The organism is Providencia sp. PROV197 (assembly GCF_028479625.1).
GTDB lineage: Bacteria > Pseudomonadota > Gammaproteobacteria > Enterobacterales > Enterobacteriaceae > Providencia > Providencia vermicola.
The window spans coordinates 40,165-54,233 of record NZ_JAMPNZ010000032.1 but is presented as its reverse complement, the minus strand read 5'-3'; the positions used below and the strand labels follow the sequence as shown (position 1 = coordinate 54,233).

Annotated in this window: 13 protein-coding genes; 2 read left to right on the top strand and 11 right to left on the bottom strand. The window is 40.4% G+C overall.

From position 1 onward, the window contains the following. Nucleotides 1–8: 8 nt before the first annotated feature. The 5 genes from nqrE to PR808_RS17850 are packed head-to-tail and all read right to left on the bottom strand — an operon-like array spanning nt 9 to nt 4,605. Nucleotides 9–605 carry an NADH:ubiquinone reductase (Na(+)-transporting) subunit E gene (gene nqrE, locus PR808_RS17870; protein WP_206084753.1) on the bottom strand — a complete coding sequence of 199 codons (597 nt, stop codon included), beginning with the start codon at nt 603–605 and terminating at the stop codon, nt 9–11. A 4-nt stretch (nt 606–609) separates the two neighbouring features. Continuing rightward, nucleotides 610–1,239 (bottom strand): NADH:ubiquinone reductase (Na(+)-transporting) subunit D, encoded by a 630-nt coding sequence (locus tag PR808_RS17865; protein WP_047756757.1) that lies wholly within the window; start codon nt 1,237–1,239, stop codon nt 610–612. After that, a complete protein-coding gene (locus PR808_RS17860; protein ID WP_206084752.1) occupies nt 1,232–2,026 on the bottom strand; it encodes a Na(+)-translocating NADH-quinone reductase subunit C in 795 nt (264 codons plus the stop codon). The genes PR808_RS17865 and PR808_RS17860 overlap by 8 nt, the downstream gene beginning before the upstream one ends. Beyond that, on the bottom strand, nt 2,019–3,257 hold the full coding sequence (locus PR808_RS17855) for an NADH:ubiquinone reductase (Na(+)-transporting) subunit B (protein WP_206084751.1): 1,239 nt from the start codon (nt 3,255–3,257) through the stop codon (nt 2,019–2,021). The genes PR808_RS17860 and PR808_RS17855 overlap by 8 nt, the downstream gene beginning before the upstream one ends. A 4-nt stretch (nt 3,258–3,261) precedes the next feature. Then, on the bottom strand, nt 3,262–4,605 hold the full coding sequence (locus PR808_RS17850) for a Na(+)-translocating NADH-quinone reductase subunit A (protein WP_206084750.1): 1,344 nt from the start codon (nt 4,603–4,605) through the stop codon (nt 3,262–3,264). Nucleotides 4,606–5,020: 415 nt separating this feature from the next. Between PR808_RS17850 and PR808_RS17845 the strand changes: the two genes are divergently transcribed. Continuing rightward, nucleotides 5,021–5,758 (top strand): L,D-transpeptidase family protein, encoded by a 738-nt coding sequence (locus PR808_RS17845; RefSeq protein ID WP_206084749.1) that lies wholly within the window; start codon nt 5,021–5,023, stop codon nt 5,756–5,758. On the opposite strand, the gene PR808_RS17840 is transcribed toward PR808_RS17845, so the two are convergent. Further along, a complete protein-coding gene (locus PR808_RS17840) occupies nt 5,729–6,496 on the bottom strand; it encodes a class II glutamine amidotransferase (protein ID WP_206084748.1) in 768 nt (255 codons plus the stop codon). The two genes, PR808_RS17845 and PR808_RS17840, sit on opposite strands and share 30 nt — an antisense overlap. Nucleotides 6,497–6,523: 27 nt before the next feature. Further along, on the bottom strand, nt 6,524–7,102 hold the full coding sequence (gene lpcA / locus PR808_RS17835) for a D-sedoheptulose 7-phosphate isomerase (RefSeq protein ID WP_206084747.1): 579 nt from the start codon (nt 7,100–7,102) through the stop codon (nt 6,524–6,526). Nucleotides 7,103–7,493: 391 nt separating this feature from the next. Here lpcA and fadE point away from each other — a divergent pair, with 391 nt between their 5' ends. Next, nucleotides 7,494–9,959 carry an acyl-CoA dehydrogenase FadE gene (gene fadE / locus PR808_RS17830; protein WP_206084746.1) on the top strand — a complete coding sequence of 822 codons (2,466 nt, stop codon included), beginning with the start codon at nt 7,494–7,496 and terminating at the stop codon, nt 9,957–9,959. Between the two features lie 77 nt (nt 9,960–10,036). Here fadE and PR808_RS17825 read toward each other — a convergent pair whose 3' ends face one another. The 4 genes from PR808_RS17825 to lysA form a co-directional block, all read right to left on the bottom strand. Beyond that, the gene (locus tag PR808_RS17825) at nt 10,037–10,729 is read right to left on the bottom strand and encodes a hypothetical protein (RefSeq protein WP_206084745.1); all 693 of its coding nucleotides are present in this window, start codon (nt 10,727–10,729) and stop codon (nt 10,037–10,039) included. Continuing rightward, a complete protein-coding gene (locus PR808_RS17820) occupies nt 10,726–11,982 on the bottom strand; it encodes a hypothetical protein (RefSeq protein WP_272539826.1) in 1,257 nt (418 codons plus the stop codon). Before PR808_RS17820 ends, PR808_RS17825 begins: the two co-directional genes overlap by 4 nt. Next, complete coding sequence (locus PR808_RS17815; RefSeq protein ID WP_272539825.1) at nt 11,979–12,542, bottom strand: sel1 repeat family protein; 564 nt, start codon at nt 12,540–12,542, stop codon at nt 11,979–11,981. The genes PR808_RS17820 and PR808_RS17815 overlap by 4 nt, the downstream gene beginning before the upstream one ends. 245 nt (nt 12,543–12,787) lie before the next feature. Then, nucleotides 12,788–14,047, bottom strand: a complete 1,260-nt coding sequence (gene lysA / locus PR808_RS17810; protein WP_272539824.1) for a diaminopimelate decarboxylase — start codon at nt 14,045–14,047, stop codon at nt 12,788–12,790. Between the last annotated feature and the right edge of the window lie 22 nt (nt 14,048–14,069).

Here is a 14,069-nt window from a genome sequence, read left to right as displayed (position 1 = left end):
TCTCGCCTTTATAGCTGCACACCGGAGAAGGACATAAAGCCCAATGCCATCAAACCGGTCGTCACAAAGGTGATACCTAACCCTTTTAGACCTGCTGGGATATCAGAGTATTTCATCTTCTCACGGATAGCAGCCATCAATACGATAGCAAGCATCCAGCCGATTCCTGAACCAAACCCATAAACAATGGATTCACTAAAGTTATAATCACGCTGAGCCATGAAAGAAACGCCACCAAAAATTGCACAGTTAACGGTAATCAATGGCAAGAAGATACCTAATGCGTTATACAGCGATGGAAAATAACGGTCCAAAATCATCTCGAGGATCTGAACCAGCGCCGCTATCACCCCAATAAAGGTAATAAAATTTAGGAAGGATAAATCCACTCCTTCGGCTATCGCACCATCACGCAGCACAAGGTTGTACACTAAGTTATTGGCAGGAACAGAAATTCCAAGAACGACCGTAACGGCAATCCCTAAACCAAACGCGGTTTTCACATTCTTCGATACCGCAAGGAATGTACACATCCCCAAGAAGAAGGCTAACGCCATATTCTCAATAAAAATGGATTTAACAAATAGGCTTATATAATGTTCCATTTGATTAATCCTTCTCTACTTGAGCGGGTTTCAGGGTACGTAACCCCCAAATCAGCATGCCGATAATAAAGAATGCGCTTGGAGCCAGTAAGAACAGGCCATTTGGCATGTACCAACCACCGTTTTGCAGTGATTCAAATACGGTGATACCAAACAGTTTACCCGAACCAAAAAGCTCACGCAGGAAACCAACTAAAACAAGGATGACACCGTAGCCAAGGCCATTACCAATACCATCCATAAAGCTTTCAATCGGAGGTGATTTCATGGCATAAGCCTCTGCACGCCCCATGACAATACAGTTAGTAATGATTAAGCCAACAAATACTGAAAGCTGTTTTGATATCTCATAGGCATAAGCACGCAATATTTGGTCCACCACAATAACCAGTGAAGCAATGATGGCCATTTGCACGATAATACGCACACTGCTTGGGATGTAGTTTCGAATCAATGAGATAAAAAAGTTGGAAAATGCAGTAACCAGTGTCACCGCAATGGTCATCACCAACGCTGTTTCTAGTTTTGTCGTGACGGCTAATGCAGAACACACACCCAACACCTGTAAGGCGATTGGGTTATTATCGAATAGCGGCCCAAGTAGGACGCGTTTTACTTCTTTTGAATCAGCCATTATTCAGCGCTCCTTCACGTACTTTTTTCAGGAACGGACCAAAGCCGTTGTCACCTAACCAGAAATCAAACATGTGCTGAATACCGTTTGATGTCAGCGTCGCCCCCGAAAGTCCATCGATACCATAAGGGCTATCGGTTGCACCACTACGCACAATTTTAATTGCTGGGATACCTTGTTCATTAAACAGTTTTTTACCTGGCCATTGCGCTTTCCACTGCGGGTTATCCACTTCCCCACCCAACCCTGGTGTTTCACCATGTGCGTAGTAAGTGATACCTCGAGATGTCACACCATCAACATCAACCGCAATAAAAGCGTACATAACTGACCATAAGCCTGAACCGTAAACAGGTAAAATGATTTGCGAGACTTTGCCAGAATCATCTTTTACCAAGTAGATTTCAGCACTATTCGCACGACGACGAATTTTCGCAATATCTTCCTGCGGTGAAAGTGCAATACTCGTTTCATCACTACGCAGTTCATCATTTAACACAAAACGCCCAGTGCTATCAGATAACTCATTTGTTTTGAAGTTTAAAAGCTTAGGTTCGATACGCTCGCCATACACTTTCTGCACTTCTTCTGCGCTCATTTTCGGCGTTGAAAGCCCCGCAACACTCAAAATATTACGTTGAGTATCTAATTGGATTTGTTCCTGTTGCTGTGGTTTTAACCCAACCGCGGCCCCAGCAACAATAATTGAACACACGAGGCATAGAATAAACACAACAAGAAATGTTCTGCCGACGCCATCGTTATTGATTGTTTTTTCATTAGCCACGAGCTTTTCTCCGCTTAATATTTGCCTGAACGACCAGATAGTCAAACAGAGGAGCAAACAGATTGGCGAACAGGATAGCCAGCATCATCCCTTCTGGGTAAGCTGGGTTAACCACCCTGATAAGAACACACATTACGCCGATCAGAATACCGTAAGCCCATTTACCTTTATCTGTAAATGACGCGGATACAGGGTCTGTCGCCATAAAAATCATACCGAATGCAAAACCACCTAACACCATATGCCACCACCATGGCATCGCAAATAATGGGTTGGTGTCTGAACCGATAAGATTAAACACATAAGACATCGCGATCATGCCTAGCATCACGCCAGCCACAATACGCCATGATGCGATGCGAAAGAACATAATCAGCGCGCCACCGATAAACAGCATCAGTGTCGATACTTCACCGATAGACCCAGGCATGTTACCTAAAAACGCTTGCATCCATGTAATAGGTTCGCCACTCACGGTATTCATCAGTGCGTGCTCACCGCCCGTTGCCCATTGGGACAATGGCGTTGCACCTGAAAAACCATCCGCCGCAGTCCAAACTAAATCGCCCGAAATTTGTGCAGGGTAAGCAAAGAATAAGAATGCACGACCCGCTAATGCAGGGTTTAAGAAGTTACGCCCTGTTCCCCCAAAGATTTCCTTCGCAACAACCACACCAAAGGTAATCCCTAGTGCAGCCTGCCATAGTGGAATTGTAGGTGGAACAATCAATGCAAATAAGATGGATGTGATGAAAAAACCTTCGTTGATTTCATGGCCGCGGATCATGGCAAATAAAACTTCCCAGAACCCGCCAACCAAGAAAACAACTGCATAAATAGGAAGAAAATACACTGCACCTAGCAGCATTTTACTTCCCCATCCCGCGTCCATCGACAATGATGCGCCTAAGAACTGCGCTAAGCTGTAATGCCAATCACTCGCAATAATTTGTTGTAATTCAACACCACTATATAGTTGATGTAATGCAGGGATCGCTTGATTTCCCACATTATACATCCCCCAGAACATCGCTGGAAAAACGGCGAGCCACACCAAGATCATCATACGTTTAAGATCGATAGTATCTCGGACATGAGAACGACCTTTAGTGACTGTACCTGGCGTGTAGAAAACAGTCGAAACTGCTTCATACAGTGCATAGTATTTCGCTAACTTTCCACCGGGCTCAAAATGGTGCTCATATTTTTCAAATAAATGTTTCAGACCCATGGAATTACCCTTCTAGCTCTATCTTGGACAACACATCACGTAGCACCGGACCGTATTCATACTTCGCTGGGCAGACGTAGGTACACAACCCCAAATCTTCTTCATCCAGCTCTAAACAGCCTAGTTCTTGTGATGTATCGGTATCCCCCGCAAGGAGATCGCGCAACAAGTGCGTAATCATAATGTCCAGTGGCATCACACGTTCGTAGTTACCAATTGGTACCATTGAACGTTCACCACCATTCATCGTCGTCGTGAAGTTAAAGCGTTTATTTTTCAAAAAATGCCCAATCGTTGTGCGGGTAATAGTGAATTTATTTACCCCTGGCATAATCCATCCAAATAATTCTTTTTCACGACCTTCTGCGAGAACAGAAACTTGGTTATGAAAACGACCAAGATAGTGATGAGCTTCATCACAGGTAACCCCCCAAAGCACAGAACCCGAAATAATACGGTTTTCACCTGCTTTGAGTTGTCCTTGAGTCAATTCATATAAATCAGCCCCAAGGCGGGTGCGGAGTAAGCGCGGTTTTTCAACTTGAGGCCCTGCAAGGGAAACCACACGGTCAGTGTATAAGTGACCCGTAACAAATAGCTTCCCAATAGCGATAACATCTTGATAATTCAAGCTCCACACTTTTTTCTTGATGCTAACGGGCTCCAAGAAGTGAATGTGAGTACCAGCTAACCCCGCAGGGTGTGGCCCGCCAAACTGGGTATAAGTAATTTGTGATTGGCTGTTAACCTTTGGCAAATCTCCCTCTCCATGACATACATGGATTTTACCTTCCGTTAAGCGGCTAAGAACCAATAAGCCATCATTAAATGCTTGCTCATTTTCGCGAATAATACCAACAGGATCAGCAGCTAATGGGCTGGTATCCATTGCAGTCACAAAAATAGCAATCGGTGAAGAGCCTGGTTGCGGAGAACGGCTAAATGGACGCGTTCTTAAAGAGGTCCACATACCTGATTTAATTAGGTTATCTTCGACTTGCTCACGAGTTAATGCAGGTAGTTCATCACGGGTATATGCAGCAAAAGTGACTTGCTCATCCCCCTCAATTTCGATGACTACAGATTGAAGTACACGACGCTCACCACGATGAATAGCAACAATTTTTCCGCAGGCAGGACTCGTAAATACGACCCCTGGGTTCTTTTTGTCTTCAAAGAGAACCTGCCCTTTTATTACACGCTCACCTTCTTTAACCAGCATCGAAGGACGCATTCCGACATATTCCTCACCTAGCAATGCTACGTGTTGAATTTTCGGGCCGTCTTCTATCACTTGGGCTGGCTCACCTGCGATGGGAAGGTTGAGGCCTTTTTTAATTTTAATCATAAGATCTGCACAAGTTTATCAGTTAAACCCTAAGCTAACGATTCAGCAATGAATGATAGCGACTCAGTCATAAAAACTACTCAAGTCACCTTCGTGACTTGAGCGAGTATTCTCACAAAATTGTTACTAAATTCCTGTCTTCTGCCAGTCGTAATTTTATCAGTTTCAGCTCACGCTGTCCGTCTAGAGAAGTGATATAGTTCAAGCAAATTGCATTATTATTTAATTTTTTCCATTAACAATTCGATATTGCCGAGCAATAAACTCATGTTTATCGATGACTGTTTATTATTTAGCCAATAAAGATTCATTTAAAAACTATTAACAACCTATATTAATTTTTAAACAGCTCGTCTAAAATGTGTAAAATATGTGTTATTTTTAATCAACTCCACCTTCAATATTTGGCTTAAGCATGAAAAAAAGTAAACTACTTTGTGCCATATCTCCATTTGTACTCATGTATACATTGGTTGCTCAGGCAAATAACGCTTCATTTTTGCTAAAGAATGAATCACGAGCAAATCCAGATTCATCGATATTTATACAAATATTTAAGCAAGAAGGTGTACTTGAACTCTACCAAAAAACACCATCAGGCAAATATACCTTGTCGAAAACCTATCCCATTTGTAAGTTTTCTGGTGGGTTAGGGCCAAAGAAAATAGAGGGTGATCTTAAAAGCCCCGAAGGTTTCTATCAAATTACAGCAGAGCAACTCAACCCTAATAGTCGGTATTACCGATCTATCAATATAGGTTTCCCTAATGAGTTCGATAAAGCCCAAGGGTATAGCGGAAGTTACCTGATGATCCACGGCAGCTGCGTGTCGGTGGGTTGTTATGCGATGACCGATAAGTACATGGGCGAAATCTACCAAACGGTAGAAACTGCCTTGCTAAATGGCCAATCGACGATTAGCGTAAATATCTATCCGTTTAAAATGACGAAAGAAAATATGCTGCGCTACCGAAATTCAAGCCATTACACGTTTTGGCAGCAACTACAGCCTGCCTATGAGTATTTCAACCAAACAGGAAGACTCGCACAGGTCTCTGTAAATTCAGGAAAATATGCAGTCATGGGCCTACCTGATACCCCAACAAAATTGTTAGGGATGAAATCACAGTATGCGCTGACCAAGGTGGAATAACACAAAATTACCTGGCTCAATCTTTTGCCAGTCTTCATTGCCTGTCAAAGGTTGAGTTGCAATCACAGAGACGATATCTGTTGGTGTTGTGCACTGTGCAAAATCAATTTCAATATCTTGATCGAGCAACTTAGCCATGCCAAACGGCGCTTTACGCGTGATCCAATGTAATTTCGTTGAGCTAAACGCCATCAAATATTGCCCATCAGACAACAACATATTGAAGACACCTTTACTCCGCAATTGATCAGCTAAAGTTGCAATAAAACGAAAGACACTTTTCCAGTTTGACGGTTTTCGTGGATATTTTTCACTCAGCTGTTGCAAAATCCAACAAAATGCCCATTCACTGTCTGTTTCCCCAATAGGCCAATAACGCCCTGTGTTAAGGGAACGGTATCCCTTAAGTTGTCCATTATGAGCATAAGTCCAATTACGTCCCCATAGCTCTCTGGTGAAAGGGTGAGTGTTCACTAACGATACATCCCCTCGATTAGCTTGGCGGATATGCGCCACAATACTTTCAGACTTGATGGGGTATTCCTGCACAAAACGCGCAACGGGGGATGTAAAACTCGGTTGTGGATCTTTAAATGTGCGACACCCGAGACCTTCGTAAAACGTGATTCCCCAGCCATCTTTGTGTGGCCCAGTTTGACCACCACGAGAAATTAACCCACTCAAACTAAAGGTAATATCGGTTGGAACATTGGCACTCATGCCAAGTAACTCGCACATTTAAAAGCTCCTACAACGGCTAAATCGTTACTTCACCATCTCTTTTTCAATTAATTGAATAAGGATATGGATAACTTTGATATGAATTTCTTGAATACGATCCGCATAACCAAAATGAGGTACACGAATTTCAATATCTGCCGTGCCTGCCATTTTGCCACCATCTTTTCCTGTTAATGTGATGACTTTCATACCTTTTTCACGTGCAGCGGCAATCGCTTTGATAATATTTCCTGAGTTACCTGATGTTGAAATTCCCAGTAACACATCACCTTTCATGCCAACTGCTTCAATAAAACGAGAGAAAACAAACTCATAACCGAAGTCATTACTCACACAGGATAAATGGCTCACATCTGAGATCGCAATAGCAGGGTAACCTGGACGGTTTTCACGATAACGGCCTGTCAATTCTTCAGCAAAATGCATCGCATCGCAGTGAGATCCACCATTGCCACAAGATAAGACTTTGCCGCCGGCTTTAAAAGAATCCGCTAATAACACCGCCGCTTGTTGAATGGCTTCGATATTCGCTTCGTCACTTAGGAAATTTGATAACGTCTCGGCCGCTTCAGTTAATTCACTGCGGATCAAATCTTGGTACATGAGGTTTCCCCTTAATTAAGAATACGTTATTGAGAATATAGCCAACTTACATCCAAAATGATTTACAGTAAATCGATCTCACTAGGACACAAATTCAGATGGATATCAGTCATTAAGCTTTAATACTCAGATTGTTGCACAGGGGGCTTTTTGTTTCTACTTTTGATTGTGCTGTCTTGAGCTCGTCGACAAAAATAACGTTTTGTTATACTTAATAACCTTATTTTATTTAATGGTAATAATTTTAATTTCAACTATCCCCTCCATTATTTGATTTTTTTGTGAACTAAGTTGTAATTAAGATGTAAATATATTGCTAATTCTTTATTGCTAGGTATAGATTGAGTTATCAAACAGGTCAGACCTCTTACAAGTTGACAGGAGATCCACTATGATCCTTCTTAGCATTGTGTTATTTCTCGCCTTAATTGGCGTACTTAGTTATCACAGAACCTCCCTTGTACTCAGTACAGTACTGCTATTAGCCTATACTGTCGTCATGGGCATGTTAAATATTTGGAGTTACTGGATGTTGCTGCCAGTAGCTCTGGTCTTATTCCCATTTGTTTTTTCTCCTGTACGCCAGTCTCTTTTCTCATCACGAGCCATGAAAATGTTTCAAAAAGTCATGCCGCCAATGTCGAGAACTGAAAAAGAGGCTATTGACGCAGGAACAACATGGTGGGAAGGCGACCTTTTCCGTGGTGCACCAGATTGGAACAAACTGCATAATTATCCAAAACCACAGTTAACGGCGGAAGAACAAGCGTTTATTGATGGCCCAGTAGAAACTGTGTGTGGCATGGTAAATGATTTTGAAGTTAGCCATGAGCTTGCTGACTTAACGCCTGAAGTTTGGCAATACCTTCGCGATCACCGCTTTTTCGCCATGATCATCAAAAAAGAATATGGTGGTCTTGAGTTTTCAGCTTACGCGCAATCACAAGTATTACAAAAACTCGCAGGTGTATCAGGTATTTTAGCCATCACGGTGGGTGTACCAAACTCATTAGGCCCAGGTGAATTATTACAACATTATGGCACTGATGAGCAAAAACAACGCTACCTACCAGGCTTAGCAACAGGCGAAGAAATTCCGTGTTTTGCCTTAACCAGCCCTGAAGCAGGCTCCGATGCAGGTGCGATTCCCGATTCTGGTGTTGTCTGTATGGGAGAATGGCAGGGTGAACAAGTGTTAGGTATGCGTTTATCATGGAATAAACGCTATATTACCTTAGCACCTATCGCCACTGTACTTGGCCTTGCGTTTAAATTGTCAGATCCAGACAAACTATTGGGCGGTGAGAAAAACCTCGGCATCACCTGTGCGTTAATTCCAACCAACACGCCAGGCGTTGAAATTGGTCACCGTCACTTCCCACTCAATATTCCATTTATGAATGGCCCGACTCGCGGAAAAGATATTTTTGTCCCTATCGATTACATCATCGGTGGGCCCAAAATGGCTGGTCAAGGCTGGAGAATGTTAGTGGAATGCCTGTCTGTAGGGCGTGGTATTACACTACCATCAAACTCAACAGGTAGCTTGAAAAGTATCGCTATTGCAACAGGTGCCTATTCTTATATTCGCCGCCAATTCAAATTACCGATTGGTAAAATGGAAGGTATCGAAGAACCCTTAGCACGCATCGCAGGTAATACTTACTTGATGGATGCAGCAGCCACATTAATCACCTCAGGTATTATGTTAGGCGAAAAACCCGCAGTACTTTCGGCTATCGTTAAGTACCACTGTACCCACCGCGGTCAGCGCGCCATTATTGATGCGATGGATATCACAGGCGGTAAAGGTATCTGCTTAGGGGACTCCAACTTTGTTGCACGGGCTTACCAAGGTGCGCCTATCGCAATTACGGTTGAAGGTGCTAATATTCTGACTCGCAGTATGATTATCTTCGGTCAAGGTGCAATTCGTTGCCATCCTTTCGTCTTAGACGAAATGGCGGCTGCGCAAGATAACAATCTGCACAAATTTGATAAAGCCGTATTTGGTCACATTGGTCATGTCATTAGTAACCAATTCCGCAGCTTCTGGTTAGGTTTAACTAACGGTCGAGGTAGTCACGCACCAACCAAAGATGAAACACGCCGCTATTATCAGATGTTAAATCGTCATAGTGCTAACTTAGCGTTGTTATCCGATGTCGCAATGGGCGTGTTAGGTGGCAGCTTAAAACGTCGCGAACGTATTTCAGCTCGCTTAGGGGATATCCTCAGCAACCTGTATCTTGCATCTGCAACTTTGAAACGCTATGAAGATGAAGGTCGCCAAAAAGCGGATTTACCACTGGTAAAATGGGCTGTTGAAGATTGCTTATATCAGTCTGAAAAGGCAATTGATGATCTACTGAAAAACTTCCCGAACAAAATGGTGGCAGCGATTATGCGAATAACTTTGTTCCCTACAGGACGTGCGATGTCCATGCCATCAGACAGACTTGATCATAAATTGGCACAGCTGTTGATGGAGCCATCAGAAACTCGTGACAGATTAGGCCGCGGGCAGTATTTAACGCCTACGGAAAACAACCCGCATGGCTTAGTTAACCAAGCATTACTGGATATTATTGCTGCGGAACCCATTTTTGAACGCATCTGCCGCCTGAAAGAGCGTAAACTCAGCTTTACCCGTTTAGACAAACTGGCTGATCAAATGCTGCCTGAAAATGTCATCACGCAGGAAGAAGCCGATATCCTACGTAAAGCAGAAGCGAGCCGATTACGCACAATTAATGTCGATGAGTTTGAATTTGATGACTTAGGAGTGCTTCCGTCAAAAAAGTCTCCTGATGAACCGTCAAACGAAGACGCTAGCAAGAAAAAGAAAGCCGCTTAGTTTATAGATAAGTAATAAAACTCAAGGAGCATCCTACTCCTTGGGTTTTTTGTTAGTGCAAATTATACATCAATTTTCTACGTACTCGGGGGTTCTCGTTGTTTAGCCTCTAATATATAAGGTCGTAATTTAATTTTATTATCCCAATCACTCAGTTTAAATTGACAGATTTCCCCACCTTCATTTGCACAAATTGTTAGATACTCTTTTGCTTTATTAAGCTCATTAAACTCATAAAAATATATTTCAGCTGCTGCATCTAGCGCTAATAAACGGTAATAGCCTTTAGTTTTTATTAACATTTCCCAATATTTCATTGATTGTTCTAAATTAATTTCCATACCAATGCCATAATTATTGAAGTAAGCTAATCGGTATAAACCCAGCTGAAAATTAGGTTCAATCATCACAGTTTTATGTAAATATTCTAATGCAATCAAACAATTTTCATCTGCAATCCGCTTTAAATTGACTAGGCTTTTTTCAGAACAGTTCGAATCATCAAAATATAATAAAAACAAAAGATAATTGGTTTTGGCATCACCTTCACCAGCACTATTTTTAAGTAGATAAAATTTCCCCGCTGTTTTAATTGGTATCATGGCCTGAAAAAGTTTTTTCTCTTCTTCATACTTCATATTATTAGTAGAAAAAGCCAGCATTCTATATGACGGCGGTTTTACGTCACTACTTTTAAAAAAGCTTTCATTGTAGGAATATGACTCATATCCACTGAAAATAAAAGCCAGCACAATTAATAACCACTTCATATTATTCCATTAAATAAACGGGCGTTATTTGATATTAAAAATGGGAATGTACTTGTCATTGAAGTAACTAGTTTGTTATTTAAGCTTATGGATGGCTCATTATTAAATAATGAAATAAACTCAACTAGTTGGTCTTCAGGATGGGATATTTCTTTTTGTTTAAACCACACATCAACAACATCTGTTTTTTTTCCATCAATCCAAGTTACCTCTGATATTAATTTATGTTCATTACTATTTTCATCCACATAGTCAGAAAATGAATAATTTAAGTTTATTGATGAAATACCTATTTCACTTAAACCTAGTAGCTCTTCAGGCTGAGTTTTACCATCACTGTTCTCATCTCGCCATAATTTAAGATATTCCCAGTAAAAGTCATCATTACTAATAAACCCATCATTATTGCTATCAAAATCCAATAAACCATCAAAACCATTTAATGCAAAACAACCATTTTCCTTCAGATAATCATCCCCAAATAACTCACTAGAATCATTAATAATACCATCACTATTTTTATCTATAACTAATAATGCATCACTAGGAGAAACCCATCCGGTTTGTTTTAGTTTTCCATTGAACTCAAATAATACACCAAGATCATATGATAAAGTTTCCACACCATTATTATTTAAATCAATAATTAAAGGTGTTCTATATTCTTTTGCTATCATCTTTATTTTCTTTAAATTTTTCTTTGGCGTCTCTTCTAGTTTTATACCATTGACGCCAGATTTCTCAAGAAAATCACTCACAAAGTCAATACAATTGTTTGATATCAAATTATAATTTTCATTACCATCCAGGTTGTTTTTAATTGAGTTATATGTATTAAACAAATTGTTTAAATCATTGTGGAATATAGGCCCTTGCCCCACAATTGTCACAGATGATGCTTCTGAATATTTATTATGGTCATCGAACGAAATATTATCCGTATTTGTCAAATAGCTATTACCCGCACTAAAGCCTATTGATACACTTTCAAATTGGTTACTTTCCGGATTTGTACCTTTAAGACCAATAAATACATGACCCAAAGAAGAATCCCCTATACTTGTATTATCACCTACAACATCTATATATTGGCTATCTGGCGGAGCAATAAATATAGTAAAACTAGGACCTCCATAGCTAGAGAAACCATTATCATCTAGTTCGATTAACCGACTATCACCTTCATTCACGCTTTGTAAATAATGTTCCGGTATATATTCTTTAACTTCCATCCCCCCGTCTATTATCTTCATTTGTTTTTCATGTAGTAATCTATATCATTGAGATATTTATTACATTTATCGCTACCATTTTTCGAGCCAAGATTTGCATAATATCGTGCTTTATCAATATCTTTTATGTTTCTTTCATCATCAAAAAGAGTAATTTCAACTAAATAATCACAGACTAATACAGAATCTCGTCCTCCTTTTTCTATTATCTTATCTAGAATTAAATTTGCTTTATTTATATTTTCATCTAATACAACCCCTTTATAATGAAGTTTACTCATTTCAAATAACGCTATATTATTATCAGGATTTCTATTAACCGATTCAATTAAGTAATTAACAGCTTTTTTACAAATAAAATTAGGCATGGCAGGTTTAAAATCAAAATACTTACAATTAGAATCTTTAAGAAATAATTTAAACAATAATAAATTACTATTGGAATCTCCTGATGCTGCCTTTTCAACTAACAAGAAAAAATCTTTTTCATTTCTTGGTGGTGGATACTCATCATTAATAGACGGTTCATATATTAAATATTTGCTATCATAATTAAATGACAGCATCCTATATGATGGCATAATGACACCTCTTTTCAAATCTTGAGCTTTACACTCTAAAAAAACGAGGCTAAGTATAAAAAATATCAATTTCATATTATTCACTTTAAATAAAATAAACCATTAGAAATAATAAATTTATTTTTACAGATGGGAAAATATTGTAAATAACCTAAAAGAGTAATTTTAACCTTAATTAAAAACAAAAAAATCCAGCTATTTATTCAATAGCTGGACCCATTAATTTTTTTGAAGAATGATTTAAACTACAGCTCTAATGCCAATAGTTCTTCAATCGTTTGACGACGGCGAATTAATTGCGGTTTCCCCTCAACAAACATCACCTCTGGTAATAATGGTCGGCTATTATAGTTTGAAGACATAGATGCGCCGTAGGCTCCTGTGTCGTGGAAAACCAAATAATCCCCCACGTTGACCTCAGGTAATGCGCGAGTCACCACAAGCCCACCTTCAAGCTGAGTAAACACATCCCCAGATTCACATAAAGGGCCGGCAATAATGGTGTCTTTTAGTTGTGACTCATCCGCAGCACTCCCGTCTGCAGGTAAAACAGAAATATGATGATAACTGCCATACATCGCTGGGCGCATTAAATCATTAAAACCACTGTCGACTAAGACATAATGACGGCTTCCCATATCTTTAACAGCACGCACTTCCGCCAGCAAAACGCCCGATTCAGCCACTAAATAGCGACCTGGTTCGATTTCAAGTTCAATCGCGTGTCCTAGATGCTGCGCTATGCGCTGGCGCGCGTTATCCCATAAACTATAATAATGCTGCACATCGATTAATTCATCGCCTTCACGGTAAGGTGTCGATAACCCACCACCCGCTGAAATAGCATGAAGATCCACGCCAGCAGTTGTCACCAGCGCCACCATCGAATCACATACATCTGCAAGATGTTGATAATCAACGCCTGAGCCAATGTGCATATGAATACCGATTAACGACAAATTATAATGACGAATTTTTTCTAAGGCTAAAGGTAAATCTTCATGCCAAATACCGTGCTTGCTATTTTCACCACCAGTATTGGTTTTTTGGCTATGACCATGACCAAAACCAGGGTTGATACGAAGCCAAACTGGATGCCCTGCTTTTTGCTGACCAATTTGGTCTAGCATATCAATTGACCCCGCATTGACAGGTATATCCAGCTCCGTCACTTTAGCCAGTGTTGCTCTATCAAGCACGTCCGCAGTAAACACGATTTCTGACTTTTCACGACCTGGCTTGAAGCCGGCCACCAGCGCACGTTCGATTTCCCCTAAAGAAACTGAATCGACTTTAACGCCCTGCTCTCTCATAAGGCGCAAAATATGAATATTTGAACTAGCTTTTTGAGCAAAGCGCACCGTATCAAAGATTTGTAATTGCTTAATACGCTCAATGATTACTGCACTGTCATATACCCAAACAGGGGTACCGTATTGTGCAGGTAGCGCACGTAAATGTTCAGGGGTTAAATACTGGCTTGAAGTGGTTGCGAATGAAGTCATTATGTTTCTCGTTTGCAAGTTT

Coding starts and splice junctions, on each gene's coding strand:
- PR808_RS17815 (WP_272539825.1), bottom strand. CDS start 12,542: ATGCCATCATATAGGATGCTGTCATTTAATTATGATAGCAAATATTTA.
- lysA (WP_272539824.1), bottom strand. CDS start 14,047: ATGACTTCATTCGCAACCACTTCAAGCCAGTATTTAACCCCTGAACAT.
- PR808_RS17845 (WP_206084749.1), top strand. CDS start 5,021: ATGAAAAAAAGTAAACTACTTTGTGCCATATCTCCATTTGTACTCATG.
- fadE (WP_206084746.1), top strand. CDS start 7,494: ATGATCCTTCTTAGCATTGTGTTATTTCTCGCCTTAATTGGCGTACTT.
- PR808_RS17825 (WP_206084745.1), bottom strand. CDS start 10,729: ATGAAGTGGTTATTAATTGTGCTGGCTTTTATTTTCAGTGGATATGAG.
- nqrE (WP_206084753.1), bottom strand. CDS start 605: ATGGAACATTATATAAGCCTATTTGTTAAATCCATTTTTATTGAGAAT.
- lpcA (WP_206084747.1), bottom strand. CDS start 7,102: ATGTACCAAGATTTGATCCGCAGTGAATTAACTGAAGCGGCCGAGACG.
- PR808_RS17865 (WP_047756757.1), bottom strand. CDS start 1,239: ATGGCTGATTCAAAAGAAGTAAAACGCGTCCTACTTGGGCCGCTATTC.
- PR808_RS17855 (WP_206084751.1), bottom strand. CDS start 3,257: ATGGGTCTGAAACATTTATTTGAAAAATATGAGCACCATTTTGAGCCC.
- PR808_RS17840 (WP_206084748.1), bottom strand. CDS start 6,496: ATGTGCGAGTTACTTGGCATGAGTGCCAATGTTCCAACCGATATTACC.
- PR808_RS17850 (WP_206084750.1), bottom strand. CDS start 4,605: ATGATTAAAATTAAAAAAGGCCTCAACCTTCCCATCGCAGGTGAGCCA.
- PR808_RS17820 (WP_272539826.1), bottom strand. CDS start 11,982: ATGAAGATAATAGACGGGGGGATGGAAGTTAAAGAATATATACCGGAA.